The organism is Pseudomonas wadenswilerensis, assembly GCF_024749185.1.
Taxonomy (GTDB): domain Bacteria; phylum Pseudomonadota; class Gammaproteobacteria; order Pseudomonadales; family Pseudomonadaceae; genus Aquipseudomonas; species Aquipseudomonas wadenswilerensis.
Window position 1 is genome coordinate 1,905,051 of the sequence record NZ_CP087191.1, and the last position, 26,132, is coordinate 1,931,182.

General features: G+C 62.5%; 19 protein-coding genes. 9 read left to right on the plus strand and 10 right to left on the minus strand.

The genetic code is table 11. The features are described 5' to 3' along the window. Positions 1–154 precede the first annotated feature (154 nt). Positions 155–2,026 (plus strand): SurA N-terminal domain-containing protein, encoded by a 1,872-nt coding sequence (locus tag LOY45_RS08800; protein WP_115087901.1) that lies wholly within the window; start codon positions 155–157, stop codon positions 2,024–2,026. A 134-nt stretch (positions 2,027–2,160) separates the two neighbouring features. On the opposite strand, the gene LOY45_RS08805 is transcribed toward LOY45_RS08800, so the two are convergent. From LOY45_RS08805 to gloB, 7 genes are all read right to left on the minus strand, one after another. Continuing rightward, positions 2,161–3,768 (minus strand): ABC transporter ATP-binding protein, encoded by a 1,608-nt coding sequence (locus tag LOY45_RS08805; protein WP_258578973.1) that lies wholly within the window; start codon positions 3,766–3,768, stop codon positions 2,161–2,163. A 1-nt stretch (position 3,769) separates the two neighbouring features. Continuing rightward, positions 3,770–4,789 carry an ABC transporter permease gene (locus LOY45_RS08810; RefSeq protein WP_258578974.1) on the minus strand — a complete coding sequence of 340 codons (1,020 nt, stop codon included), beginning with the start codon at positions 4,787–4,789 and terminating at the stop codon, positions 3,770–3,772. 1 nt (position 4,790) lies between these two features. After that, the gene (locus tag LOY45_RS08815) at positions 4,791–5,864 is read right to left on the minus strand and encodes a microcin C ABC transporter permease YejB (protein WP_134063464.1); all 1,074 of its coding nucleotides are present in this window, start codon (positions 5,862–5,864) and stop codon (positions 4,791–4,793) included. 1 nt (position 5,865) lies between these two features. Next, positions 5,866–7,719: an extracellular solute-binding protein gene (locus LOY45_RS08820; protein WP_258578975.1), complete on the minus strand. Its 1,854-nt coding sequence runs from the start codon at positions 7,717–7,719 to the stop codon at positions 5,866–5,868. Next, entirely contained in the window at positions 7,716–9,548 is a 1,833-nt protein-coding gene (locus tag LOY45_RS08825; protein WP_205125915.1) for an extracellular solute-binding protein, read from the minus strand. The genes LOY45_RS08820 and LOY45_RS08825 overlap by 4 nt, the downstream gene beginning before the upstream one ends. Before the next feature lie 123 nt (positions 9,549–9,671). Then, on the minus strand, positions 9,672–11,093 hold the full coding sequence (locus tag LOY45_RS08830; RefSeq protein ID WP_258578976.1) for a transglycosylase SLT domain-containing protein: 1,422 nt from the start codon (positions 11,091–11,093) through the stop codon (positions 9,672–9,674). A 99-nt stretch (positions 11,094–11,192) separates the two neighbouring features. Continuing rightward, a complete protein-coding gene (gloB, locus tag LOY45_RS08835; RefSeq protein ID WP_115087895.1) occupies positions 11,193–11,972 on the minus strand; it encodes a hydroxyacylglutathione hydrolase in 780 nt (259 codons plus the stop codon). 79 nt (positions 11,973–12,051) lie between these two features. Here gloB and LOY45_RS08840 point away from each other — a divergent pair, with 79 nt between their 5' ends. From LOY45_RS08840 to LOY45_RS08855, 4 genes are all read left to right on the plus strand, one after another. Next, complete coding sequence (locus tag LOY45_RS08840; RefSeq protein ID WP_258578977.1) at positions 12,052–12,810, plus strand: class I SAM-dependent methyltransferase; 759 nt, start codon at positions 12,052–12,054, stop codon at positions 12,808–12,810. 50 nt (positions 12,811–12,860) lie between these two features. Continuing rightward, on the plus strand, positions 12,861–13,307 hold the full coding sequence (gene rnhA, locus LOY45_RS08845) for a ribonuclease HI (RefSeq protein WP_115087893.1): 447 nt from the start codon (positions 12,861–12,863) through the stop codon (positions 13,305–13,307). A gap of 37 nt (positions 13,308–13,344) precedes the next feature. Further along, positions 13,345–14,142, plus strand: coding sequence for a DNA polymerase III subunit epsilon (dnaQ, locus tag LOY45_RS08850; protein ID WP_134063460.1), 798 nt, complete (start codon positions 13,345–13,347; stop codon positions 14,140–14,142). Between the two features lie 78 nt (positions 14,143–14,220). Beyond that, positions 14,221–16,476: an Orn/Lys/Arg family decarboxylase gene (locus tag LOY45_RS08855; protein ID WP_134063458.1), complete on the plus strand. Its 2,256-nt coding sequence runs from the start codon at positions 14,221–14,223 to the stop codon at positions 16,474–16,476. A gap of 6 nt (positions 16,477–16,482) precedes the next feature. Here LOY45_RS08855 and LOY45_RS08860 read toward each other — a convergent pair whose 3' ends face one another. Then, positions 16,483–16,701, minus strand: coding sequence for a hypothetical protein (locus LOY45_RS08860; RefSeq protein ID WP_115087890.1), 219 nt, complete (start codon positions 16,699–16,701; stop codon positions 16,483–16,485). Positions 16,702–16,851: 150 nt separating this feature from the next. On the opposite strand from LOY45_RS08860, the gene LOY45_RS08865 reads away from it, so the two are divergent. Beyond that, on the plus strand, positions 16,852–17,406 hold the full coding sequence (locus LOY45_RS08865; RefSeq protein ID WP_115087889.1) for an NADPH-dependent FMN reductase: 555 nt from the start codon (positions 16,852–16,854) through the stop codon (positions 17,404–17,406). 65 nt (positions 17,407–17,471) lie between these two features. Here the strand turns inward: LOY45_RS08865 and phnX are convergent, their stop codons facing one another. Both phnX and LOY45_RS08875 read right to left on the minus strand, forming a co-directional pair. Further along, a complete protein-coding gene (gene phnX / locus LOY45_RS08870) occupies positions 17,472–18,299 on the minus strand; it encodes a phosphonoacetaldehyde hydrolase (protein ID WP_134063456.1) in 828 nt (275 codons plus the stop codon). A gap of 56 nt (positions 18,300–18,355) precedes the next feature. Beyond that, entirely contained in the window at positions 18,356–19,462 is a 1,107-nt protein-coding gene (locus LOY45_RS08875; protein WP_258578978.1) for a 2-aminoethylphosphonate--pyruvate transaminase, read from the minus strand. A 112-nt stretch (positions 19,463–19,574) separates the two neighbouring features. On the opposite strand from LOY45_RS08875, the gene LOY45_RS08880 reads away from it, so the two are divergent. From LOY45_RS08880 to LOY45_RS08890, 3 genes are all read left to right on the plus strand, one after another. Continuing rightward, the gene (locus tag LOY45_RS08880) at positions 19,575–20,438 is read left to right on the plus strand and encodes a LysR substrate-binding domain-containing protein (protein ID WP_258578979.1); all 864 of its coding nucleotides are present in this window, start codon (positions 19,575–19,577) and stop codon (positions 20,436–20,438) included. 73 nt (positions 20,439–20,511) lie between these two features. Then, complete coding sequence (locus LOY45_RS08885) at positions 20,512–21,549, plus strand: AraC family transcriptional regulator (protein ID WP_258578980.1); 1,038 nt, start codon at positions 20,512–20,514, stop codon at positions 21,547–21,549. A gap of 44 nt (positions 21,550–21,593) precedes the next feature. After that, positions 21,594–26,132: an NEL-type E3 ubiquitin ligase domain-containing protein gene (locus tag LOY45_RS08890; protein WP_258578981.1), complete on the plus strand. Its 4,539-nt coding sequence runs from the start codon at positions 21,594–21,596 to the stop codon at positions 26,130–26,132.

Sequence of the window (26,132 nt, forward strand, 5' to 3'; positions counted from 1 at the left end):
TGGGCCGGCTGCCGAGCGCCGGGAGGCCTGATATCAGGTTCCCGGCGCTCGGCCAGTTACGAGAAGGCGCATCCTCGGATGCGCCTTTCTTCTATCAGGACTCTACCCACGCTCCACGGTTGGTTCATTCAGTACAACCGTTTCTGGGGGACGCATGCTGCAGAATATCAGGGACAATTCACAAGGTTGGATTGCCAAGACCATCATCGGTGTCATCGTAGCCTTGATGGCACTGACCGGCTTCGATGCCATCTTCCAGGCCACCACCAACAGCCAGGACGCTGCCAAGGTCAATGGCGACACGATCAGCCAGAACGAGCTGAGCCAGGCCGTCGACATGCAACGTCGGCAGCTGATGCAACAGCTGGGCAAGGATTTCGATCCGGCCATGCTCAACGAGCAAATGCTGCGTGAAGCCGCGCTCAAGGGGCTGATCGATCGCAAGTTGCTGCTCCAGGGCGCCGAAGACGCCAAGTTCGCTTTCTCCGAGGCGGCCCTCGACCAACTGATCCTGCAAACGCCTGAGTTCCAGGAAGATGGCAAGTTCAGCGCCGAGCGTTTCGACCAGGTCATTCGCCAGATGGGCTACGGCCGTCTGCAATTCCGCGAAATGCTGGCCCAGGAAATGCTCATCGGCCAACTGCGCACCGGCCTTGCCGGCAGCGGTTTTGTCACCGATGACCAGGTCGACGCCTTTGCCCGCCTGGAAAAGCAGACCCGTGATTTCGCCTCGCTGACGTTCAAGGCCGACCCGGCCGCGGTCAAGGTCACCGACGAGCAGATCAAGGCTCACTACGACGAGCACGCCAAGGAATTCATGAGCCCCGATCAGGTCGTCATCGACTACATCGAGCTGAAGAAATCCGCGTTCTTCGACCAGGTTGAAGTCAACCAGGACGAGCTCAAGGCACTGTATGAGAAAGAAATCGCCAACCTCGCCGAGCAGCGTCATGCCGCGCATATCCTTGTCGAAATCAACGACAAGGTGAACGAGGGCCAGGCCAAGGCCAAGATCGAAGAGATCCAGGCGCGTCTGGCCAAGGGCGAAAGCTTTGCCACCCTGGCCAAGGAATTCTCCCAGGACCCGGGCTCGGCCAGCAACGGCGGTGACCTCGGCTATGCCGGGCAGGGCGTCTATGATCCGGCCTTCGAAGATGCGCTGTATGCGCTGAACAAGGACCAGGTCTCGGGGCCGGTGCGTACCGAATACGGTTTCCACCTGATCAAGCTGCTCGATGTGCAGGCGCCTGAAGTGCCAAGCTTCGACAGCCTGAAAGACAAGCTGACCCGTGAGCTCAAGACCCAGCAGGTCGAACAGCGCTTCGTCGAAGTGACCAAGCAACTGGAAGACTCGGCATTCGAAGCCTCCGACCTGGCCCAGCCGGCTCAGGAACTGGGCCTCAACGTGCACACCTCGCCAGCGTTCGGTCGCGAAGGCGGCGAAGGCATCACTGCCAACCGTGCCGTGATCCAGGCCGCGTTCAGCACCGAAGTGCTGGAAGAGGGTTCCAACAGCACGGCGATCGAGCTGGATCCGGAAACCATCGTGGTGCTGCGCGTCAAGGAACACCGCAAGCCTGAGCAACTGGGCCTTGAAGTCGTCTCCGAGAGCATCCGCAAGCACCTGGCCAAAGAGCAGGCGACTGCCGCTCTGAAGACCAAGGCCGATGCCCTGATCGCCGGTCTGCGCGATGGCAAGATTGCCCTGGCGGCCAGCCAGGATGGTCAAGCCTGGAAGGTCCAGGAAGCGGTGTCGCGCAGCCAGGAAGGTATCGACCCGGTCGAGCTGCAGGCGGTGTTCCGCATGAGCAAGCCAGAAGCCAAGGACAAGCCGGTGTACACCAGCGTCACCCTGGCGGACGGTAGCCTGGTGGTACTGCGCCTGAACGGCGTCAACGAAGGCGCTGCGGCCACTGAAGAAGAGAAGGCGACCTACCGCCGCTTCCTCGCTTCGCGTGCTGGCCAGCAGGACTTCGCGGCGTACCGCAAGCAGTTGGAAGCCAAGGCGGATATCACTCGCTACTGAGTGCTTGATGCTTGAAACAGAAAAGGCCGCTGATGCGGCCTTTTTTGTTTTCAGGGTCTAGGAATGTACTGGCCCCTGTGGGAGCTGGCTTGCCAGCGATCGAGCGCGAAGCGGGCGCAATCCAGGCGACGCGACTAGGCCGGTGTTGGCGCCAGAAACGCTGCCTCCAGCAACTGCCGTGTATACGCATGCTGCGGATCGGCAAAGATATCCGCCGCCACCCCTTGCTCCACCACCTGACCTTGCTTGACCACCATCAGCTGATGACTGAGCGCCTTGACCACCGCGAGGTCGTGGCTGATGAACAGGTAGGTGAGGTTGTATTTGCTCTGCAATGAGCGCAGCAGTTCCACCACCTGGCGCTGCACGGTACGGTCCAATGCCGAGGTGGGCTCATCAAGCAGGATCAGCGCAGGCTTGAGCACCAATGCCCGGGCGATGGCAATCCGCTGACGTTGACCGCCGGAGAACTCGTGCGGATAACGATGCCGCGCCTGCGGGTCGAGCCCTACTTCCTGCAAGGCGGCAATGATCGCCTGTTCCTGCTCGGCGGCGCTGCCCATGCGGTGGATGCGCAGGCCTTCGCCGACAATATCGCTGACGCACATGCGCGGGCTGAGGCTGCCGAACGGGTCCTGGAAAACCACCTGCATCTGCCGGCGCAGGGGGCGTATCTGTTGCTGGGTCAGGTTTTCCAGGGCCGTACCCTGGAAGCGGATGCTGCCCTGGCTGCCGAGCAGGCGCAGGATCGCCAGGCCCAGGGTCGACTTGCCCGAGCCGCTCTCGCCAACGATGCCCAGGGTCTGGCCCTGGGGCAGATCGAAGTTGATGCCGTCGACCGCCTTGACGTAATCGACGGTGCGCCGCAGCAGGCCCTTCTTGATCGGGAACCAGACGCGCAGGTCCTCGACCTGCAGCATCGGTGCGCCAGGCGGGTTGCCGGCCGGGCCGCCGCTGGGCTCGGCTCCGAGAAGCATCTGCGTGTAGGGGTGTTTGGGGTTGCGGAACAGTTCTTCGCAATCGGCCTGTTCGACGATCTGGCCCTTTTGCATCACGCAGACCCGGTGGGCGATGCGCTTGACCAGGTTGAGGTCGTGGCTGATCAGCAGCAGGGCCATGCCCAGGCGGGCCTGCAGCGATTTGAGCAGTTCGAGGATCTTCAGCTGCACGGTGACGTCCAGCGCCGTGGTCGGTTCGTCGGCGATCAGCAGGTCCGGCTCGTTGGCCAGGGCCATGGCGATCATCACACGCTGCCTCTGGCCGCCTGAGAGCTCGTGTGGCAGCGCTTTGAGGCGTTTGTGGGGCTCGGGTATGCCGACCATCGCCAGCAGCTCCAGGGTGCGCTCAGTGGCCGCCTTGCCGCGCAGGCCCTTGTGCAGCAGGAGGATCTCGTTGATCTGCTTTTCGATGTTGTGCAGCGGGTTGAGCGAAGTCATCGGCTCCTGGAAGATCATCGCCACGCGGTTGCCGCGAATGCGCCGCATCTTTTTCTCGTCGAGGGTCAGCAGGTCGTTACCCTCGAACAGGATGCTGCCGCTCGGGTGCCGGGCCAGGGGGTAGGGCAGCAGGCGCAGGATCGAGTGCGCTGTCACCGACTTGCCCGAACCGCTTTCGCCGACCAGGGCCAGGGTTTCGCCGCGGCGGATGTCGAAGCTGACGCCTTCGACCACCCGCTGGGATTGATCGCCGGTGACGAACTCGACGGCCAGGTCGCGGACTTCGATCAAGGTTTCCTTGCTCATCTCATTTCCTCGGGTCGAAGGCATCGCGGGCGGACTCGCCGATGAACACCAGCAGGCTGAGCATCAGCGCCAGCACGGCAAACGCGCTCATGCCCAGCCAGGGCGCTTGCAGGTTGGACTTGCCCTGGGCTACCAGCTCACCCAGCGATGGCGCACCGGGCGGCAGGCCGAAGCCGAGGAAGTCCAGGGCGGTCAGGGTGCCGATGGCGCCAGTGAGAATGAACGGCATGAAGGTCATGGTCGAGATCATTGCGTTGGGCAGGATATGCCGGTACATGATCGCGCCGTTCTGCATGCCCAGTGCCCGCGCCGCACGCACGTATTCAAGGTTGCGTCCGCGCAGGAACTCGGCGCGTACCACATCCACCAGGCTCATCCACGAGAACAGCAACATGATCCCCAGCAGCCACCAGAAGTTCGGTTGCACGAAACTGGCGAGGATGATCAACAGGTACAGCACCGGCAGTCCCGACCAGATTTCCAGGAAGCGCTGCCCGACCAGGTCCACCCAGCCGCCGTAAAAGCCCTGCAGGGCGCCGGCGATCACGCCGATGATCGAGCTGAGGATGGTCAGGGTCAGGGCAAACAGCACCGAGATACGGAAACCATAGATGACCCGTGCCAGCACGTCGCGGCCCTGGTCGTCGGTGCCCAGCAAGTTCTGCGCCGACGGCGGGGCAGGGGCCGGGACCTTGAGGTCGTAGTTGATGCTCTGGTAGCCGAACGGGATCGGTGCCCACAGCACGAAGCTGTCCTTGGCGGCGAGCAGCTCGCGGATGTACGGGCTCTTGTAGTTGGCTTCCAGCGGGAACTCGCCGCCGAACGTGGTTTCCGGGTAGCGCTTGAGCGCCGGGAAATACCATTCGCCGTCGTAGCGCACGGCCAGGGGCTTGTCGTTGGCGATCAGTTCGGCGCCCAGGCTCAGGCCGAACAGGATCAGGAACAGCCACAGCGACCACCAACCGCGGCGGTTGGCCTTGAAGCGCTCGAAGCGCCGGCGATTCAGAGGTGACAGGTTCATCTCAGTGCTCCCGGCTGTCGAAGTCGATGCGTGGGTCGACCAGGGTGTAGGTCAGGTCGCCGATCAGCTTCACCACCAGTCCGAGCAGGGTGAAGATGAACAGGGTGCCGAAGACCACCGGGTAGTCGCGGTTGATCGCCGCCTCGAAACTCATCAGGCCCAGGCCGTCGAGGGAGAAGATCACCTCGATCAGCAAGGAGCCGGTGAAGAAGATACCGATGAACGCTGAGGGAAAGCCGGCGATCACCAGCAGCATGGCATTGCGGAAGACATGACCGTAGAGCACGCGGTTGGGGCTCAGGCCCTTGGCCTTGGCGGTGACTACGTACTGCTTGTTGATTTCGTCGAGGAAGCTGTTCTTGGTCAGCAGGGTCATGGTTGCGAAGTTGCCGATCACCAGCGCGGTTACCGGCAGCACCAGGTGCCAGAAGTAGTCGAGCAACTTGCCGGTGGTGCTCAGCTCGTCGAAGTTGTTCGAGGTCAGGCCGCGCAACGGGAACCAGTCCAGGTAGCTGCCGCCGGCGAACAGCACGATCAGCAGGATGGCGAACAGGAAAGCGGGGATGGCGTAGCCGATGATGATCGCCGAGCTGGTCCAGACATCGAAGTGGCTGCCGTGACGGGTGGCCTTGGCGATTCCCAGGGGGATCGACACCAGGTACATGATCAGCGTGCTCCATAGCCCCAGGGAGATCGACACCGGCATCTTTTCGATGATCAGGTCGATGACCTTGGCATCGCGAAAGAAGCTGTCGCCAAAATCCAGCCGGGCGTAGTTCTTGATCATGATCCACAAGCGTTCCGGCGCCGACTTGTCGAAGCCGTACATCTGCTCGATTTCCTTGATCAGTGCCGGGTCCAGGCCCTGGGCGCCGCGGTAGTTGGAGCCGGCCACGGAGACTTCGGCGCCGCCACCGGCGATACGACTGGTGGCGCCCTCGAAGCCTTCGAGCTTGGCGATCATCTGTTCCACCGGGCCGCCGGGGGCGGCCTGGATGATGATGAAGTTGATGATCAGGATGCCCAGCAGGGTCGGGATGATCAGCAGCAAACGGCGAAAGATATAGGCCAGCATGCTATTGCGCCCCTTCGGCCGGTTGTGCATCGGGTGCCGGGTTCAGCGGCACCACCGGCTCGACATCCGGCTTGATCCACCAGGTGTTGATGCCGATGTCGTACTTGGGCGAAACCTTGGGGTGGCCAATGTGGTTCCAGTAGGCCACGCGCCAGGTCTTGATGTGCCAGTTGGGGATCACGTAGTAGCCCCATTGCAGCACCCGGTCCAGGGCCCGTGAGTGCTCGATCAGGCTTTGCCGCGAGTCGGCGTTGATCAACTGCTCGACCAGGGTGTCGATGGCCGGGTCTTTCAGGCCGATGAAGTTGCGGCTGCCGGGATTGTCGGCGGCGGCGCTTTGCCAGAACTCGCGTTGCTCGTTGCCCGGGGAGTTGGACTGCGGGTAGCCGCCGACGATCATGTCGAAATCCCGCGAGCGCAGGCGGTTGATGTACTGGGAGACGTCCACGCGGCGAATCACCAGGTCGATACCCAGGTCCGCCAGGTTGCGCTTGAACGGCAGCAGGATGCGCTCGAATTCGGTCTGCGCCAGGAGGAATTCAATGGACACCGGCTTGCCCTGGGCGTCGACCATCTTGTCGTCGACAATGCGCCAGCCAGCCTCCTGCAGCAGCTTGTAGGCCTTGCGCTGCTGTTCGCGGATCATGCCGCTGCCATCGGTAACCGGGTTGGCAAAGGCGCGGGTGAACACCGGGTCGGGGATCTTGCCGCGCAGCGGTTCGAGAATCATCAGCTCGGCGGCGTCGGGCAGGTCGCGGGCGGCCATGTCGGAGTTCTCGAAGTAGCTGCGGGTGCGGGTGTAGGCACCGTTGAACAGCTGCTTGTTGGTCCATTCGAAGTCCAGCAGCAGGCTCAGTGCTTCACGTACCCGTACATCCTGGAACAGCGGGCGGCGAATGTTGTAGATAAAGCCCTGCATGCCGGTCGGGTTGCCGTTGGGCAACTCTTCGAGGATCAGGCGCTTCTGCCGCACTGCCGGCACGTCATAGGCGGTGGCCCAGCTCTTCGCTGCGGTTTCCAGGCGGTAGTCGAACTGGCCGGCCTTGAGCGCTTCGAGGGTGACTGCGCTGTCGCGGTAGTAGTCGGTGGTCATCTCGTCGAAGTTGTAGAAACCACGGTTGACCGCCAGGTCCTTGCCCCAGTAGTCCTTGACCCGCTCGTAGCGGATCGAGCGCCCCGGCTTGACCTCGGCGACCTTGTACGGGCCGCTGCCCAGGGGGATTTCCAGGTTGCCCTTGGTGAACTCGCGGCTTTCCCAGAAGTGCTTGGGCAATACCGGCAACTGGCCGAGGATCAGCGGAAGTTCGCGGTTGTTGCTGTGCTTGAACTTGAACAACACCCGCTGCGGGTCTTCGGCGATCACTTCGGCGACATCGGCGTAGTAGCCGCGGTACAGCGGTGCGCCGTGCTTGATCAGGGTGTTGAAGGTGAACACCACGTCTTCGGCGTGCATCGGGTGGCCGTCATGAAAACGCGCTTCGGGGCGCAGGTAGAAGCGCACCCAGCTGTTGTCCGGGGCTTTTTCGATCTTGCCGGCGACCAGGCCGTACTCGGTGAAAGGTTCATCCAGGCTCTGGGTCATCAGGGTGTCGTAGATCAGGCCAATGTCGTCGGCGGCTACGCCCTTGTTGATGAACGGGTTGAGGCTGTCGAAACCGCCGAAGCCGGCCTGGCGAAAGGTGCCGCCCTTGGGCGCGTCGGGGTTGACGTAGTCGAAGTGCTTGAAGCTGGCCGGGTATTTCGGCGCTTCGTCGTAGAGGGTCAAGGCGTGTTGCGGTGCAGCCAGTGCCTGGCCGCCAAGGCAGGCCAGCAGCAGTGCGCAGGCCTTCAGGCGCAGGCGGGACATTGGCATCATTGGGCTTTCTCCGAAGGCTTGATCCACCAGCTGTTGAGCCCCAGGGTGTAGGGCGGCGTGGCCACAAAGGCAAAGCGATTGCGGTAGGCCAGGCGGTGGTTGTCGAGATACCAGTTGGGAATCATGTAGTACTGCCACAGCAGCACCCGGTCCAGGGCGCGCGCCGCAGCCACTTGGTCTTCGCGACTCTGGGCGGCCAGCAGGGTGTCGAGCAGGTGATCGACCACCGGGTCTTTCACGCCAGCATAGTTCTTGCTGCCCTTGGTCGAGGCCTGGCTTGAGTGAAAGTACAGCCATTGTTCAAGGCCCGGGCTCAGGGTCTGGTTCAGGGTCATCAGAATCATGTCGAAATCGAACTGGTCCAGGCGTTGTTTGTACTGGGCCCGGTCTACGGTGCGCAAGCGCGCTTCGATGCCGATACTGGCGAGATTTTCGACATAAGGTTGCAGGATCCGTTCAAGGTTCGGATTGACCAGCAACAGCTCCAGCTTCAAGGGTTGCCCGGCACTGTTGAGCAGGCGCGGCCCTGTGAGCTTCCAGCCGGCCTGGCCGAGCAAGTCGAGGGCCTGGCGCAGGGTCTGGCGGTTGATGCCACGCCCGTCGGTGTGGCTGACCTTGTACGGCTCGGTGAACAGCGCCGTGGGCAGTTGCTTGCGGTAAGGGGCCAGCAGCAGCCACTCCTTGCCCACCGGCAGGCCGCTGGCAGCGAACTCGCTGTTGGGGTAGTAGCTGCTGGCGCGTTGGTAGGCGCTGCTGAACAGGGCGCGGTTGGTCCATTCGAAGTCGAGCATCAACCCCAGTGCCTGACGCACCCGCGCATCGCTGAAGGTCGCCCGGCGGCTGTTCATGAACAGGCCCTGGGTCTGGGTCGGGATCTTGTGCGGGATCTGCGCCTTGATCACATCGCCGCGACGTACCGCCGGGAAGTTGTAGCCGTTGGCCCAGTTCTTCGCCTGGTGCTCGATGTAAATGTCGAACTCGCCGGCCTTGAAGGCTTCGAAGGCCACCGCGCTGTCGCGATAGAACTCGTACTCGACGCGGTCGACGTTGTACTTGCCGCGGTTGACCGCCAGGTCCTTGCCCCAGTAGTTCTTTACCCGCTCAAACACCAGGCGCCGCCCCGGCTGCACCTGGGTGATGCGGTACGGGCCGCTGCCCAGCGGCGGCTCGAAGGTGGTGGCCTTGAAGTCGCGGCCTTTCCAGTAATGCGCCGGCAGCACCGGCATCTCGCCCAGGCGCAGGATCAGCAGCGGATTGCCGGCGCGCTTGAAGACGAAGCGGATGCGTCGCGGGTTGAGGATGTCGACGCGCTGTACTTCCTGCAGGTTGGTCCGGTAGATCGGGTGACCTTCCTTGAGCAGGGTGCGATAGGAGAACGCCACGTCGGCGGCGGTGATCGGCTTGCCATCGTGAAAATGCGCCTCGGGGCGCAGGTTGAACACCACCCAGCTACGGTCGTCGCTGTATTCGACGGAGCCTGCGATCAGGCCATAGCTGGACGTGGCCTCATCGCCGGACGGGTCGTACTGGCCGGTGCCGACCATCAGGGTTTCGTTCAGCTCGCTCACCCCGTACTGCAGGAAGTTCGGCGTGGTGACCGGGCTTGAGCCCTTGAAGGTATAGGGGTTGAGGGTGTCGAAGGTGCCAAATGCCATGGCCCGCAAGGTGCCGCCCTTGGGCGCTTGCGGATTGACCCAGTCGAAGTGGGTGAATTTGGCTGGATACTTGAGCGTGCCGAACTGGGCGTAACCGTGGCTTTCGCTGATTGTCGCGCCCGCGGGAAAGCTCAAGGCCAGGCTGAGTGACAGCAACAGGAGGGGACGTATCAAGTCGAGATCCGATCCAGGCGGCTTGGGCTTTATTCCAGCTACAGTAACAGCTTGTATCGACTGGAAAAAGAGTGCCGCGTGGGGCGGGGCAGGCGGCTCCGGTCACTGACCGGAGCGCGGACCTCAATGGTTGAGGTAGACGGTCAGGGTCTGGCCCGGCTTGAGGGCGTGGCCGCTGCGTGGATTCCAGCGCTTGAGGTGCTGCATCTCGACGTTGAAGCGCTTGGCCACCAGGTACAGCGAGTCGCCTTTGCGCACCTTGTACTGGGTGGATTTCTTCTGGTTCTTCGCGCCAACCGGCTGGGTGCTCTGCATCACCAGGGTCTGGCCGGCCTTGAGGTTTTTGCCGGAGAGCTTGTTCCAGCGTTGCAGGTCCTTGACGCTGACCTTGTTGGCCTTGGCGATGCTGGCCAGGTTGTCGCCACGCTTGACCCGGTAACGGCTGTTGCGGATCGTGGTGGTGCGCGGCGCAGCCTCGGCCAGGGCGGCTTCGAATACGGCTTTTTTCGGCTGCAGGCTGAGCAGCTCTTCAGGCTTCATGTTCGACAGCGAGGCGGTCAGCAGTTGCGCCTTGGCGGTCGGCACCAGCAGCTGCTGCGGGCCGTCGACGGTCATGCGCTTCTTGAACGCCGGGTTGAGCTGGAACAGTTCGTCTTCGTCGATCTCGGCCAGGGCGGCGACTCGCGACAGGTCGAGGCGATCCTTGATCGCCACGGCCTCGAAGTAGGGTTCGTTGGCAATCGGGTTGAGGTTGACGCCATAGGCCTGCGGTGTCATCACCACCTGCGACAGGGCCAGCAGCTTGGGTACGTAGTCGCGGGTTTCCTTCGGCAGCGGTAGGTTCCAGTAGTCGGTTGGCAGGCCGAGCTTCTCATTGCGCTCGATGGCGCGGCTGACCGTGCCTTCACCGGCGTTGTAGGCCGCCAGGGCCAGCAGCCAGTCACCGTTGAACATGTCGTGCAGGCGGTTCAGGTAGTCCAGCGCGGCGTTGGTCGAGGCGGTGATGTCGCGACGGCCATCGTAGAAGCGGGTCTGGCGCAGGTTGAAGTAACGCCCGGTGGAGGGGATGAACTGCCACAGGCCTACCGCATGGGCCCGCGAATAGGCCATGGGGTTGTAGGCGCTCTCGATCGCCGGCAGCAGGGCCAGCTCCAGCGGCATGTTGCGCTCTTCGAGGCGTTCGACGATGTAGTGGATGTACAGGCTGCCACGGTCGCCGGCGTTCTCGAGGAACGAGGGGTTGCTGGCGAACCACAGGCGCTGCTGTTCGATACGCGGGTTGACCGCAACGCCGTCCTGCAGCACAAAGCCCTGGCGCATGCGTTCCCAGACGTCCTGAGGCGCCTGCTCGACCGGCTTGACCGGTACGATCAGCGGTTTCTGCTTGGCCCGTGCCTGGTAGTTGTGCGCGCGAACGCTGTCGGATTCGTCGACTTGACGGGTGCTCTGGCAGCCCACGAGAGTGGCGGCCAGGGCTAGCGCACTGGCTTGGGCCAGGCGCGTCAGGGCGACGGAATTGAAGGTTCTGCGGCTATTGGACGACATTGGCTGGGACGAAGTTCCGGGCAAAAATGTCGGGCGATTCTAGAAAGCGGCCCCCCAACGGTCAACCTTTCAGAACTTTCCGTCACCAGCAGGGGCTGTTTAGAACCTATCTTTCCAAGCACGTAACCCAGCAAAAACAGCACTTGGCGTGGGGTTTATCGGGCCATTCCGTTCGTCTAGTTTTTCTTTAACGGATGTTTCGGTGGTCCGCAGGAAAGGGTTTGTCAGCTTTTCCAGGTCCAGGGTTGACGGCAACGTGATGCGATCCTGCGCCCTTAACTGGGTAACGTCGGCAAAGCGTTGGGCAATGTGCGGGTTGCCAGGCTCCACGGCCTGGGCAAAGCGCAGGTTGCTGAGGGTGTACTCGTGAGTGCAATACACCAGGGTCTCGCCAGGCAGGGCGGCCAGGCGTTGCAGGGAGTGGTGCATCTGCTCCGGCGTGCCTTCGAAGAGGCGCCCGCAACCGGCGGCGAACAGGGTATCGCCACAGAACAGCACGGGCGTGGCCGTCTGCTGGCAATAATAGGCAATGTGTCCCAGGGTGTGTCCAGGCACGGCGATGATCTGGAAATCCAGACCCAGAACGCGCACGCTGGCGTTGTCGTCGAGGGCCTGGTCGCGGCCGGGGATGCGCTCGTGGGCAGGGCCGTACACGGTGGCGCCGGTTTGCGCCTTGAGCTGCTCGACGCCACCGACATGGTCGTGATGGTGATGGGTAACGAGGATGTCGCTCAGTTGCCAGCCGGGATGGCGTTCAAGCCAGCCCAGTACCGGTGCTGCATCGCCCGGATCGACCACCGCGCAACGCTGGTTGGCAGAATCTTGTAACAACCAGATGTAGTTATCGTTGAAAGCGGGCAGGGCATCGATCTGTATCATGGTGCGATTCGCCAAACGGTGGACATGGGTGCATCTTAGTAGCTATGCGCGCTGTCGAGAACCTTCAAGGGAGACTGCAATGACCGATCAAGCCTTCGCCCAGGCCGATCCGCAGTGGCTGGAGCTGATCAACCTGGCCCGCGACTGGTTCGCCGGCCCCCTCGGGCAACTTATGCTCAAGGAGGAACAACGCCTGCTCGAGGAAGAACTGGGGCGTTACTTCGGTGGTTACCTGGTGCACTACGGCCCCTGCGCCGAAGCGCCGCCCAAGGCCCCGCAGGTGCAGCGCAACGTGCGCTTGGGCGCGCCGCTGCCCGGGGTCGAGATTGTCTGCGAAGAACAGGCCTGGCCACTGAGCGAGCATGCCGCCGATGTCGTGGTACTGCAGCATGGCCTGGACTTCAGCCTGTCGCCCCATGGCCTGCTGCGTGAAGCCGCGAGCAGCGTGCGCCCGGGCGGCCATCTGCTGATCGTCGGTATCAACCCCTGGAGCAGTTGGGGCGTGCGCCGGGTGTTTGCCCATGATGCCCTGCGCAAGGCGCGCTGCATTTCCCCGTCGCGGGTTGGCGACTGGCTCAACCTGCTGGGCTTCGCGCTGGAGAAACGCCGCTTCGGGTGCTATCGTCCGCCGCTCGCATCCCCCGCCTGGCAACAGCGCTTGGCCGGTTGGGAGCGGATCGCCGGTGGCTGGCAGAGTGCCGGTGGCGGTGTCTACCTGCTGGTGGCGCGCAAGATGGTGGTCGGCTTGCGGCCCCTGCGCCTGGAGCGCCGTGAGCCGATGGGCAAGCTGCTGCCGCTGCCGATGGCCAAGGTCAACCGGCGCCATTCCGAACCCTGAGCTCCGGGCCCCAAGGGCACGGGGTCAAATCATTGATGAAAAGGCTGTAAATGAGCGATAGCGTCGAGATCTTCACCGATGGTGCCTGCAAGGGTAACCCTGGCCCGGGCGGCTGGGGCGTGCTGATGGTATGCAAGGGCGTCGAAAAGGAACTGTGGGGCGGCGAACGCGAGACCACCAACAACCGCATGGAACTGATGGCGGCGATCAAGGGCCTGGAAGCACTCAAGCGCGAGTGCGAAGTGCTGCTGGTCACCGACTCCCAGTACGTGATGAAAGGCATCAACGAATGGATGGTCAACTGGAAGAAGCGCGGCTGGAAAACAGCCGCCAAGGAACCGGTAAAGAATGCCGACCTCTGGCAGTTGCTCGATGAGCAGGTTGGCCGTCACAAGGTGACCTGGAAATGGGTACGCGGGCACATTGGCCACCATGGCAACGAGCGCGCCGACCAGTTGGCCAACCGTGGTGTTGACGAGGTCCGTGGCCTGCGCTGAGCACACCGGCCGCCACTCCTCCTTGAGCTGAGGTAGAATGGCCGGCTTTTCACCAGACTGTACGCGGCAGGAGACCATCGGCGTGGAGATTCAGAACAACAGGTCGGTCGTCCTCGACACCGAAACCACCGGTATGCCGGTGACTGACGGACACCGGGTCATCGAGATCGGGTGTGTCGAGCTGATGGGGCGGCGCCTGACCGGACGGCACTTCCACGTCTATTTGCAGCCGGACCGCGAAAGTGACGAGGGGGCCATCGGCGTCCACGGTATCACCGACTCCTTCCTGCTCGACAAGCCGCGATTCGCCGAAGTCGCCGATGAGTTCTTCGAGTTCATCCAGGGCGCCCAGCTGATCATCCACAACGCGGCGTTCGACGTTGGCTTCATCAACAACGAATTCGCCTTGCTCGGCCAGCACGACCGCGCCGACATCTCCCAGCACTGCACCATCCTCGACACCCTGATGATGGCCCGCTCGCGCCATCCGGGACAGCGCAACAGCCTCGACGCGCTGTGCAAACGTTATGGCGTCGACAACTCCGGCCGTGAGCTGCACGGCGCACTGCTCGACTCCGAACTGTTGGCCGACGTCTACCTGAGCATGACCGGTGGCCAGACCAGCCTGTCGCTTGCCGGGCATGGTGCCGATGGTGAGGAAGAGGGTGACGACAACCGCGGCAGCGAGATCCGCCGCCTGCCCGCCAGCCGCCAGCCAGGGCGGATCATTCGCGCCACCGAGCAGGAGCTTGAACTGCACATGGCGCGTCTGGAGGCCATTGCCAAGTCAGCCGGTGGCCCGGCGCTGTGGCAGCAGCTGTCCGAAGCAAACTGAGGCAATTTGCCGCGCAGGGGCGCTGGCGACCTTCTACCCTGAGGTGACAAAGCTGTTACCCGGAGGAAGCGCCCGCCCATGTACAAGGACCTCAAGTTCCCCGTCCTGATCGTGCATCGCGATATCAAGGCCGATACGGTCGCAGGCGAGCGTGTTCGCGGTATTGCCCAGGAGCTGGCCCAGGACGGCTTCACCATCCTGCCGGCCGTCGATTACGCCGAAGGCCGCCTGGTCGCCGCGACCCATCATGGCCTGGCGTGCATGCTGATTGCCGCCGAAGGTGCTGGCGAAAATACCCACCTTTTACAGAACATGGTCGAGCTGATTCGCCTGGCCAGGGTGCGCGCACCGCACTTGCCGATCTTCGCCCTGGGCGAGCAGGTGACCCTGGAGAATGCTCCCGCCGATGTCATCAGTGAGCTTAACCAGCTGCGCGGCATCCTCTACCTGTTTGAAGACACCGTGCCGTTTCTCGCCCGCCAGGTGGCGCGGGCTGCGCACAGTTATCTGGATGGCCTGCTGCCGCCGTTTTTCAAAGCGCTGGTGCAGCACACCGCGCAATCGAACTACTCATGGCACACTCCCGGCCATGGCGGTGGCGTGGCCTATCGCAAAAGCCCGGTCGGCCAGGCCTTTCACCAGTTCTTCGGGGAGAACACCCTGCGCTCGGACCTGTCGGTGTCGGTCCCTGAGTTGGGCTCGCTGCTCGACCACACCGGGCCCCTGGCAGCTGCCGAGGCGCGGGCGGCAAAGAACTTCGGCGCCGACCATACTTTCTTCGTGATCAACGGCACTTCGACCGCCAACAAGATCGTCTGGCACTCGATGGTCGGCCGTGATGACCTGGTGCTGGTGGACCGCAACTGCCACAAGTCGGTGGTCCACGCGATCATCATGACCGGGGCCATCCCCTTGTACCTGTGCCCCGAACGCAACGAGCTGGGCATCATCGGGCCGATCCCGCTGAGTGAGTTCAGCCCGGTATCGATCCAGGCCAAGATCCAGGCCAATCCTTTGGCCCGGGGTCGCCCGCCCAAGGTCAAGCTGGCGGTGGTGACCAATTCCACCTACGACGGGCTGTGCTACAACGCCGAGCTGATCAAGCAGGAACTGGGCAACAGTGTCGAGGTGTTGCACTTCGATGAGGCCTGGTATGCCTATGCGGCGTTTCACGAGTTCTTCCGCGGGCGCTACGCCATGGGCACTTCGCGCAGCGCCGACAGCCCGCTGGTGTTCAGCACGCATTCGACCCACAAGCTGCTGGCGGCCTTCAGCCAGGCTTCGATGATCCATGTGCAGGACGGCGGTGCCCGGCAGCTGGACCGCGATCGCTTCAACGAAGCCTTCATGATGCACATTTCCACGTCGCCGCAGTACAGCATCCTCGCCTCGCTGGATGTGTCGTCGGCGATGATGGAAGGCCCGGCCGGGCGCTCCTTGCTGCAGGAAATGTTCGATGAGGCGCTGAGCTTTCGCCGGGCCATGGCCAACCTGCGTGAGCACATGGCTGCGGATGACTGGTGGTTCAGCATCTGGCAGCCACCGCTGGGTGAGGGTGCAAGGCAGGTCAAGACCGAAGACTGGCTGCTGCAGCCCCAGGCCGACTGGCATGGTTTTGGCGATGTCAGTGACGACTACGTGCTGCTCGACCCGATCAAGGTCACCCTGGTGATGCCGGGCCTCAGCGCCGGCGGTGCCTTGAGCGAGCACGGGATTCCGGCCGCGGTGGTCAGCAAGTTTCTCTGGGAGCGCGGCCTGGTGGTGGAGAAGACCGGGCTTTACACCTTCCTGGTGCTGTTCTCGATGGGCATCACCAAGGGCAAATGGAGCACGCTGCTGACCGAGCTGCTCGAGTTCAAGCGTAACTACGATGCCAATACCGATTTACTCGAAAGCCTGTCCTGTGTCGCCGGTCTCGATCCTGTGCGCTACCAAGGGTTGGGGCTGCGGGATTTGTGTGACCAACTGCATGCCTGTTACCGCAGTAATGCCACTGCCAAGCAGCTCAAACGGCTGTTCACGCGCTTGCCTGAAGTGGTGATGAAACCCGCCGATGCCTATGACCGGATGGTGCGCGGGGAGGTCGAAGCGGTACCGATCGAGCAGTTGCTCGGGCGAATCGCTGCCGTGATGCTGGTGCCCTATCCGCCGGGAATTCCGTTGATCATGCCGGGGGAGCGCTTTACCGAGGCGACGCGTTCTATCATCGACTACCTGGCTTTTGCCGCCGCCTTTGACAGCGGTTTTCCCGGGTTTGTCGCGGATGTGCATGGGCTGCAGCATGAAACCACAGCGCAGGGGCGGGTCTATACCGTCGATTGCATCAAGGTGTGAGCAGGGTCAGGGAATACGGATGATTTCCACACCACTCTGTACCAGCTCGAAGCGATCTTCACCCAGGTGGTTGACCCGGTCGCCGATTGCCAGCCTATAGGTAGTAATCGGCAGGGGTGCGCCACTACCGTCGGCCTGCAGGGTGGCTTCCTGGAACTCATGAACGGGATAGATGCGGCCCTCTGCGTCCCGTGCATGAAACTGTCCGACCAGTACTGCTGTCATTTACCGTGCAACCTCTGAAGAAATAAGGATCTGTCAGGCATAGACCACTGTTTTGCCTGGTAAGTTTTGCCCGCCTGGAAAAAAACTTCAGGGCCGCACGGGATCATCTATACCTACAACTCCCTTTGTTCTCCACGTCAGGAAATTGCCATGAGCCAGGTGTACTCAGTCGCCGTCGTCGTCGGCAGCTTGCGCAAGGAATCCCTCAACCGCAAGGTCGCCCGTGCGCTGGCGGAGCTCGCGCCGTCCAACCTCAAACTGCACAACGTCGAAATCGGCGAGCTGGCCTTGTACAACGAAGATATCGACGCCAATCCGCCACAGGCCTACAAGACCTTCCGCGAGCAGATTCGCAGCAGTGATGCGGTGCTGTTCGTGACCCCGGAGTACAACCGCTCGGTGCCGGGGGTATTGAAAAATGCGATTGATGTGGGCTCGCGGCCTTATGGCCAGAGCGCCTGGAGCGGCAAGCCGGGGGCAGTGATCAGCGTGTCGCCGGGGGCGGTGGGCGGCTTTGGCGCCAACCATCACCTGCGCCAGTCGCTGGTGTTCCTCGATGTGCCGTGCATGCAGCAGCCGGAAGCGTACATCAGCGGTGCAGGGACGCTGTTCGATGAGCACGGAAAGCTGTCGGAGAAGACCCGGCCATTCCTGCAGACCTTTATCGACAAGTTTGCCGTGTGGGTCGAGCGTCACCAGAAGTGAGGCAGCTAATCGCGGGGCAAGCCCGCTCCTACCTGTAGGAGCGGGCTTGCCCCGCGATGGTGGGGTTACACCGCCTGCGGCATCTCGCCTCGCGCCAGGCGCTTGTTGATGTCGGCAATCACTTGCGGCAACTCGTTGATGGTGTCGATCAGGTAGTGCGGGCGCGAGCCTTCGAACAGCGCATGAATGCGCTTGCGCTCGCTGTCGAGCGTCTCCAAGGCCAGGGCGCGGTAACCTTCGTAGGTCAGGCCCAGGGCGTTGCCCGAACACACCAGCGCCACCGTCCACATGCCGGCACGACGGCCTTCGAGGATGCCCGGCACAGTGTCATCGACCTTGACGCAGGCGGCGACATCATCGATCCCCAGGGCAATCACATTGGCCAGGGCCTGGGCCGGCCATGGGCGGCCGTTCGGAGTTTCGTCGGTAGCCACCACATGATCGGCCACGTAGCCGTTCTGCGCGGCCAGCTCCACTACCTTGTCCATCACCACTTTCGGGTAGCCCGAGCACGAGCCGATCTTCAGGCCATCTTTGCGCAGCCCGGTCAGGGTCTCGAGGGCGCCTGGGATCAGCGCCGAGTGCACGGCAATCTTCTCGATCTGCAGGGGCATGAAGCGTTCGTAAAGGGCAGTGACGTCAGCATCGGTCGGCGTGCGGCCGAACACCTTGCGGTAGCGCTCGGCGATCTGTGGCTGGTCGCACAGGGTGCGGATGTGGTCCCACTTGCCCATGCCCATCGGGCCGCGGGCTTCTTCGATGGACACCTCGACATCGAATTCGGCGAAGGCCTCGACGAAGATCTGGGTCGGGGCGAAGGAGCCAAAGTCGACCACGGTGCCGGCCCAGTCGAGGATCGCGGCTTGCAGGTGCGTCGGGTTGCTGTAGTTCATGTTCAGGGTTCCTTGAGCGGGTGGTTTCGCTGATCAGGTAGAAAGAATTCGAGGTGTCAGATGTCCAGCACTTCCATTTCCCGCAGGACCTCGGCGACGGCGTTGACCGCAGCCTGCATGCCGTCCGGGCCAACGCAACCGATGCAGCCGACGCGGAAGGTTTCGACCTGGGTCAACTTGCCCGGGTAGAGGATGAAGCCCTTGGCCTTGACCCGCTCGTAAAAGTCCTTGAACTGGTAGCGCGGATCGTTCGGGGCATGAAAGGTGACGATGATCGGCGCCTGGATCTCGGCTGGCAGGAAGCTGTGCAAACCGATGGCGGCCATGCCGTCGAGCAGGGTCTTGCAGTTGCTGGCGTAACGCCGATGACGCGCGGGCAGGCCGCCTTCTTCGTTGTATTGCAACAAGGCTTCGTGCAGCGCCGCCACCACGTGGGTCGGCGGGGTGAAGCGCCATTGGCCGGTTTTGGCCATGTAGGCATGTTGGTCCTGCAGGTCCATGGCCAGCGACGGTGAGTTGCCTGCGGCGGCGGCCAGCGACTGTTTGTTGGCAAACACGAAGCCCATGCCGGGTACGCCTTCCAGGCATTTGCCGGAGGCGGCGATCAGGGCATCGAACGGCACTTGGCGGGCATCGATCGGCAAGGCGCCGAACGAACTCATGGCATCGATGATCAGGCGCTTGCCGTGGCCGGCGATAACCCGGGCGATCTCAGGCAGCGGGTTGAGAATGCCGGTACTGGTTTCGCAATGAATCAACGCCACGTGGGTGATGCTGCTATCGGCGGCCAGCAGGCGATCGACGTCAGCAGCTGTAGTGGGCTCGTCTTCGGCGGTTTCGAAAGTGCTGTAGGCGCGCCCCAGCACCTTGCAGATCTTCGCCAGGCGCTGGCCATAGGCGCCATTGATCAGCACCAGGACCTTGCCGTCGCGAGGCACCAGGGTGCCGATGGCGGCTTCAACGGCAAAGGTGCCGCTGCCTTGCAGGGGCACGCAGTGGTGGCTGTCGGCACCGTTGACGATGGCCAGCAGTTGCTCGCAGAGGCTTGCGGTCAGCTGGTTGAAATCGCGGTCCCAGGAGCCCCAGTCGACCATCATCGCTTGGCGGGTACGGGCCGAGGTGGTCAGGGGGCCGGGGGTCAGCAGGATAGGGGCGTTACTCATTCCGGTAATCCTCACAAGCGGTGGGCTGAATCTACGGGGCCTAAGTTGCAATTCCGTGCGCTATCAATCAAATTGTTTGTTGTTATGCCAGCCATAAGTCAGGCCGATAGATATGAACCTGTTCCAGCTCCGCGCCTTCGATGCAGTGGCCCGTGAGGGCAGCTTTACCCGCGCCGCCAACCGCCTGTTCATCAGCCAGCCGGCGGTGACCGGGCATATCAAGGCGTTGGAGGAGCATTACCAGATCACCCTGCTGCGCCGCACCGCCCGGCGGGTAGAACTGACCGAGGAGGGCATACGCCTGGCGGCCATCACCCGCGCCATGTTCGGTCTGGTCGAAGAAGCGCAGGTGATGCTTGAGGCCAACCGGCAGTTGCTCACCGGGCGTCTGGAAGTGGCCGCTGACGGCCCGCACCGGGTCATGCCGATGCTGGCGCAACTGCGTGCGGCTTACCCGGGCATCACCGTCAACCTGCGCCTGGGCAACGCCCAGGAAACCCTGGCGGCGCTGCTCTGCGAGCATGCCGATGTGGCGGTCCTGACCGAAGTCGAACCGCGCAAGGGCCTGTACCTGCAAAGCCTCGGTGATTCACGGATCTGCGCTTTGCTACCGGCCGGGCACGTTTGGGCGGGCAGTACAGGTGAGCTGCAGTTGAGGGAACTGGACGCACAGATCATGGTGCTGCGCGAACCCAGCTCGATCACCCGCCGCACGTTCGATCAGGCCTGCAGTGAGGCCGGTGTTCAGCCGCGGGTGCTGCTGGAGCTCGACAGCCGCGAAGCAGTGACTGAAGCCGTGGCGGCCGAGCTTGGCATTGGCATCGTATCTTCGATGGAAATCAGCCATGACCCGCGGGTGGTGGCGCGGCCCATTGCCGGAGCGGGGCTGGTCAACCAGCACATGATCGGTTGCTTGCAGCGGCGCCGCGAACTGCGCCTGATCCAGGCTTTTCTCAACCTGGCTCCGGTACGCTGAACCGGGGCTGGTTTTTTCCCGGCAGGCTCCTAAGATGGCGATCAAATAACACAGGCAAGGCGAAATACTGCTGATGACGGAGAAAGACACCATCTCCATGCAACTGGTGCGTGAAGCGCTGCTGCAGAGTTATGACCCGGGTGCACCCAGCCAGGCCTTGCTCGGCCGCGTGGGGATCGATCCCGGGCAACTGCACGAAGCTGACGCACGGGTGCCGGCCAGTGCCTACGCGCAGCTCTGGCGCTTGCTCGCCCGCCGTTGCCACGATGAATTCTTCTGCATGGACCCGCGTGGCCTGCGCACCGGCAGCCTGGCCTTCCTGTGCCGTTCTTCCATGGCCCAGCCAACCCTGGGCGCGGCGCTGGAGAACGCCCTGGCGTTTCTCGGACTAATGCTCGAGCACCTGCAGCCGGTTCTGGTGCGCCAGCAGAGCCTGGCGGAAATCGTCATCGGTGAGCCGCTGGATGAGCCGCGCCGGGCCTTCACCTATTTCACTTTCTGGATGATTGTCCATGGGGTTGCCTGCTGGCTGGCCGGGCGGCGCATTCCGATCCTGGCCATCGAGTTGCGTTGCGCTGAACCGCCATTTTGCGATGACTACCGGGTGATGTTCTCGGAAAACCTGCAGTTCGGCCGCCCGCGTACGCGGATGATCTTCGCTGCCGATTGCCTGGACCTGCCGCTCAAACGTACGCCGGAAGAGTTGCAACGCTTTCTGGCCGAGGCGCCGGCCAACATTCTGGTCAAGTACCGTGACCCGGCCAGCCTCGCGCGACGGATCAAGGAAACGCTGCGCCAGCTACCCGCCGGCGAGTGGCCAGAAACCGACACCCAGGCCCAGCAGCTGTGCATATCGGCCTCGACCCTGCGTCGCCGTCTGGCCGAAGAAGGCACGACCTACCAGGGCCTCAAGGACAGTGTGCGCAAAGAGCTGTCGATTGCCTGGCTGGCAGAGGCGCAGGTGAGCTTCGCCGAGATTGCCGAGCGTCTGGGGTTCGCCGACAGCAGCTCGTTCTACAAGGCGTTTCGCAAATGGTATGGCTGCAACCCTGGCCACTATCGGACACTGATCGGGCAGGGTGAAACCCATCCCGCTGCAAGAGATGGTTAACAGTTTTTAGGCTGGAGGATTCCCACATCACCAGGACGTGAAACGTGACTATTCCTGTGCCCGAGTCCCCGGCCGCACTGCCTGCCATCACCCAGCCAGGGGTGACCGACGAGTTCATTGGCCAGATCCTGCCCGACTGGCTCAAAACGGCCTCTGTTACCCAGATAAGCGGTCTGCGCGATGATTTTTTGCGGCTCTGGCGATGTCAACAAACGGTCCACGCAATCCTTGATGAACTCACGGCGATCGATGCCTTTGCCAGGCCCTGGCTGCTGAACACGTTGTGGGAAAAACTCAAGTACCAGGGCAGTATCGACAGCGACCGGTGGCGTGAAGTGTTACGTGACTTCAGGCCCAGCCAGGGGATAGGCCTGCCCGTGGACGATACGATTGTCATCAGGCAACCGTTGTTGCAGCGCCTGCTGCAGGGCTTTACCGCTCGCCAGACAGTGGCCAGCAGTTATTACTCGGGCACTGCCATCGTTTCCGGGCGTGGACCCGAAGCGGTACTGATCGATACGCCTGACCAGGTGGCCAGCGTCTGTCGTGAACTGGATGTGGGCAAACGCTACCAGCAGCACCTGGATGATGTGTTCATTGCGAACGGGCAGGACCTGGCCGAGGAAAAGCGCCTGGCCTTGCAGGTGGCTGCGCGGGTTGCGCACTTGCGTGGGCAGATCGATGCAACAGCCTATGAGATGTTGGATCAAGTCGTCTCGGAAGCCGCCCAGATAAACCATGGCGGGCTAGAAGTGCGCCTGTATCAGCTGAACGCGCTGAACTGCCAGGTCAGTACCACGGTGGTTTTCGAAGTGCGCGGCGAACCGCCGGCAGGGGCACTGCGCTGGACCGAAGCGAGCCTGATTCGTGCGTTGATCGTGTATCTGCCGACTGATCCGCTGCAACCTTTGCGCTGTTACAGTTCCTGGTTTGCCTTTAACGCGGAGTTGGCTGAACTGCTCAAGGGTAGCCAGGCCTATAGCGCGTACTTCAGTTCTCTGATCGGCCTGCAGCAGCGCCCAGGTTTTACCTCATTGCTGGCGACCCGGCTCACGGACTCCAGCGTTGACCTGGCCTTGAACGGTACGCTGTTACGCGGTGAGCTGTTCACCGGGCTCTGCCAGTTGCAACTGGCGCGGATCAAGGCCGACGCACGAGTACTGGCGGTGCCGACCTCGGATGTCGACACCGCAGATGCCCAGGTATGGCGCACAGGGCTGGTATCGGCCGGTTGGGCAGTACTGAATCTGGCAGGCCTGTTCGTTCCCACTGTGGGGGCTTTGTTGCTCGGGCATCTGGCGGTTCAGACCCTGGGCGAAGTGTTCGAGGGCGCTGAGGACTGGCTGCGTGGGCATCGCCGCGAAGCGCTGGAACATATGTTCGGGGTTGCCGAAACCATTGCGGTGACGGCAGCGCTGGGGGCGGGTATTCACGTGGTGGCACGCGGATTCAGACGCAGCGATTTTGTCGAGTCACTGTTGCCGATTACCCTCGACAATGGCCAGCCCCGTCTATGGCAAAACGAACGATCGCCTTACCGGCTGGCGCAAATCCCTGCCGATTCGCACTTGACCAGTGACGGCCTGCAACTGACCGAAGGGCACAGTTACCTGCCGCTGCGAGGTGAAGCTTACGAAGTTCGTCAGGCGCCTGAGCACGGCTCCTGGCGCCTGGTCCACCAACGCCGGCCGGACGCCTACGGGCCGGTTGTCGAATTCAACGGTGAGCGTGCCTGGCGCCTGGGTGATGAGCGGCCCCTGGCCTGGCAGGGGAAGCCCCACCTGTTGGAGCGCTTGTGGCCGGATGCTGCGCAGATGAACGTCAGCGAGGTGGCGGCCGTTCTACAGGTGGCGGAGATCGATGAGGAGGAGTTGCGCGGTCTGCTGGTGGAAAATCGGCGAATGCCGGCCAGTCTGCGTGACACCCTTGAGCGCTTTGCCGTCGATCTGCGTATCGGCCACTTCATCCAGCAGCTACAAGGCACTGAGGCCGAACAGGCGCTGGACGCTGAGCTCTACGGCTATGCTTTGACGTACCTCAAGCTCGCTGGCCAGGCTCAAGCACGCAGGCAACTACAGGCTGCGGCTGTTTCGCTGCGAGTGGCCTTGTTCGAGCATTTCTCCACGCAGTACTTGACCGCCGATCCCCTGCTGGCAACGATCCAGCGTGATTTCCCCCACTTGCCGGATGCCTACGGCCTGGCCTTGCTTGAGCAGGCCAGCGATGACGAGCGGGCAGTGCTTGCGGCCGAGGCGCGCATCCCCCTGGGCTTGGCGGAGCAGGCACGGATGCTGGCGAGGCTAGCGCGCCTGACCCGGGCACGCGAAGGTCTGGTGCTGGGCTACGGAGGCTCGCTGGACAGTGCGCACCTGGCGTTCTATGCCCTCAGACGCCTGGCTGGCTGGCCGCAGGCAATGAACCTGACACTGCATGACCGCCTGCCCTATAGCCGCTTGCTGGATCGATTGCAGCCCGAGGGGAGTTCGTCAGTGCTCAGGGTGATCGTTCATCAGCAAGGCGTTTACCAGCTTTATGGCGATCAGGGGGCCACTGCTCAGCGAATACAGCTGACCGGGAGCCTGACCCAGGTGATTGTGGCTTCGTTGAGCCAGGCTCAACGTGAGCACCTGGGTTGGCACGGTCCTGACGGGGCAAGACAGCTTCGCACGGATCTGTTTGCACAGTTGTCGGCAGGCTCAAGCACGCTTGAAGGTATCCTAGGCCTGGTGCCGATCAGGCGCTGGTTCAACCCTGGGCATCGGCTGGCGGACGGACGCGTGGGTTATCTGCTCAGCGGCCGGGGGGCAGGGCGGGCGATGGCGCAAAGCGTCATCGATCGTCTGTGCGCCTTGTTTCCCGGTCTCGATGCCCGGCAACGCGAAACATTCATTGCCGGTTTGCGCGAAAGCGGAGCTCCCGTGCTACTTGAATTGCACAGGCTCGAGCAGGAGTACCAGTTGCTGGACCGGACCTTGCGCACCTGGGAGGCTGCAGCGCCTGCGCAAGCAAGTGGTAGCGCTACCGTCCTTTTGTCGCCGCGTAATCGCGTGGCCGACGCCCTGCGTCGCTGCTGGCGTCGTCAAAGTGAGCCGATTATCGATGGCAACGGGATTCTCCAGGGGTATCGTTTGAGCATTGTCGGCCTGCGTATCCCGACCTTTCCCAACCTGCCGAGCGAGATCAGCTTCGCCCATGTGGTTGATGTGGCCATGGTCGGCATGCGCATGCGCATGCGCAGGCTGCCGGCTTCGTTTTTCCGTGCCTTTGCGAGCACTCGCTGGTTGAACCTTAGCAACAACTTTTTTGACGAGCTGCCGTCGGGCCTTGAGTACATGTCGGCCTTGCGCACCCTCAGGCTGGAACACAATCACATCAGCCTGCAGGCCGCGGATGTCGATGCGCTGGCGCGTTTGAGTCAGGTGCGCATGCTGGTCATGGACAACAATCCGCTGCGGCGCAACCTGAACCTGCGCCCCTTGCACCGCCTGCGCGAGCTGAGCCTGCGCAATACCAGCCTGCAAGCCTTGCCGCGCGGATTGCTCAGCCGAACATTCCTGATACAGGCGGACTTGCGCAACAATCGAATCGCCACCTTGCCTGAACGTTTTTTCAATGCTTCCGGGGTGATCCGTGACGTCATCTACCTGCAGGGCAATCCCTTGCCGCAGGCGACCTGGCAGCGCTTGGCCGATCTCGATGGCATGCAACTGCCAGAAGAGGATGAGCAGGCGTTGCAGGTCGATGCTCGCGCACTCTGGTTGGCTACCCTGGATGAGCGCGTATACGAAGTGCGTGCGAGGCAATGGGATGAACTATCACAGACAGAACACAGCGCAGATTTTTTGCGTTTACTGGGCGATCTGACCGGCACCGCAGACTATCGAATGAACCGCGAGGCCCTGAGCCGAAGGGTCTGGGAGCTCATAGAGGAGGCGGTGGACAGCGCGGTGCTGCGTTCGAAGCTCTTCAAGTTGGCCTCGGCACCGAGGACGTGCGTCGACAGTGTCGCGGATTGCTTCAGTAACCTCGAAGTGGGCTACTTTTTGTGGCAAGCCGAGCAACAGCCTGGCCTGGCGTCCGAGGCCAGCCGTCTGCTCGGCGTGGCCAGGCGCTTGTTTCGCCTCGAACGTGTCGAACGGGTTGCCCGTGAGGACATCCGCGCTCGCCGGGAGTACGAGCTTGGAGTCGATGAGATAGAAGTCAGCCTGGCCTACCGGGTTGGCCTTGCCGAGGAACTGGACCTGCCCGGCCAGCCACGTTACATGCAGTTTGGCGGGGTGGCGGGAGTGACCCAGCGTCAACTCGACGAAGCGGCCAGGGCGGTGCGCATGGCTGAAGCCGGTGATGAACTGCTGGACTTCATTGTTTCCCGGGATTTCTGGATTGAATATCTGCGTGCCGCTTATCCCCAATCGTTCGCGGATGTTGAAGACCCCTTCGTGGATCGGCTGCAGGAATTGGCCGACATGGCGGGTGCCGAAGACAGTGCAGTGGATGTGCTGACGGTCGAGCGTGCCGTGAAGGTGCGGGCGTTGATTGTGGAGCTGACCAAGCAGCAGCTTGCTTCTGAACCTGGCGGCTAA

What these genes read in the sequence shown, in the direction of transcription:
- LOY45_RS08800 (WP_115087901.1), top strand. Translation starts at nt 155, where the DNA reads ATGCTGCAGAATATCAGGGACAATTCACAAGGTTGGATTGCCAAGACC.
- LOY45_RS08805 (WP_258578973.1), bottom strand. Translation starts at nt 3,768, where the DNA reads ATGAGCAAGGAAACCTTGATCGAAGTCCGCGACCTGGCCGTCGAGTTC.
- LOY45_RS08810 (WP_258578974.1), bottom strand. Translation starts at nt 4,789, where the DNA reads ATGAACCTGTCACCTCTGAATCGCCGGCGCTTCGAGCGCTTCAAGGCC.
- LOY45_RS08815 (WP_134063464.1), bottom strand. Translation starts at nt 5,864, where the DNA reads ATGCTGGCCTATATCTTTCGCCGTTTGCTGCTGATCATCCCGACCCTG.
- LOY45_RS08820 (WP_258578975.1), bottom strand. Translation starts at nt 7,719, where the DNA reads ATGATGCCAATGTCCCGCCTGCGCCTGAAGGCCTGCGCACTGCTGCTG.
- LOY45_RS08830 (WP_258578976.1), bottom strand. Translation starts at nt 11,093, where the DNA reads ATGTCGTCCAATAGCCGCAGAACCTTCAATTCCGTCGCCCTGACGCGC.
- gloB (WP_115087895.1), bottom strand. Translation starts at nt 11,972, where the DNA reads ATGATACAGATCGATGCCCTGCCCGCTTTCAACGATAACTACATCTGG.
- LOY45_RS08840 (WP_258578977.1), top strand. Translation starts at nt 12,052, where the DNA reads ATGACCGATCAAGCCTTCGCCCAGGCCGATCCGCAGTGGCTGGAGCTG.
- rnhA (WP_115087893.1), top strand. Translation starts at nt 12,861, where the DNA reads ATGAGCGATAGCGTCGAGATCTTCACCGATGGTGCCTGCAAGGGTAAC.
- dnaQ (WP_134063460.1), top strand. Translation starts at nt 13,345, where the DNA reads ATGGCCGGCTTTTCACCAGACTGTACGCGGCAGGAGACCATCGGCGTG.
- LOY45_RS08855 (WP_134063458.1), top strand. Translation starts at nt 14,221, where the DNA reads ATGTACAAGGACCTCAAGTTCCCCGTCCTGATCGTGCATCGCGATATC.
- LOY45_RS08860 (WP_115087890.1), bottom strand. Translation starts at nt 16,701, where the DNA reads ATGACAGCAGTACTGGTCGGACAGTTTCATGCACGGGACGCAGAGGGC.
- LOY45_RS08865 (WP_115087889.1), top strand. Translation starts at nt 16,852, where the DNA reads ATGAGCCAGGTGTACTCAGTCGCCGTCGTCGTCGGCAGCTTGCGCAAG.
- phnX (WP_134063456.1), bottom strand. Translation starts at nt 18,299, where the DNA reads ATGAACTACAGCAACCCGACGCACCTGCAAGCCGCGATCCTCGACTGG.
- LOY45_RS08875 (WP_258578978.1), bottom strand. Translation starts at nt 19,462, where the DNA reads ATGAGTAACGCCCCTATCCTGCTGACCCCCGGCCCCCTGACCACCTCG.
- LOY45_RS08880 (WP_258578979.1), top strand. Translation starts at nt 19,575, where the DNA reads ATGAACCTGTTCCAGCTCCGCGCCTTCGATGCAGTGGCCCGTGAGGGC.
- LOY45_RS08885 (WP_258578980.1), top strand. Translation starts at nt 20,512, where the DNA reads ATGACGGAGAAAGACACCATCTCCATGCAACTGGTGCGTGAAGCGCTG.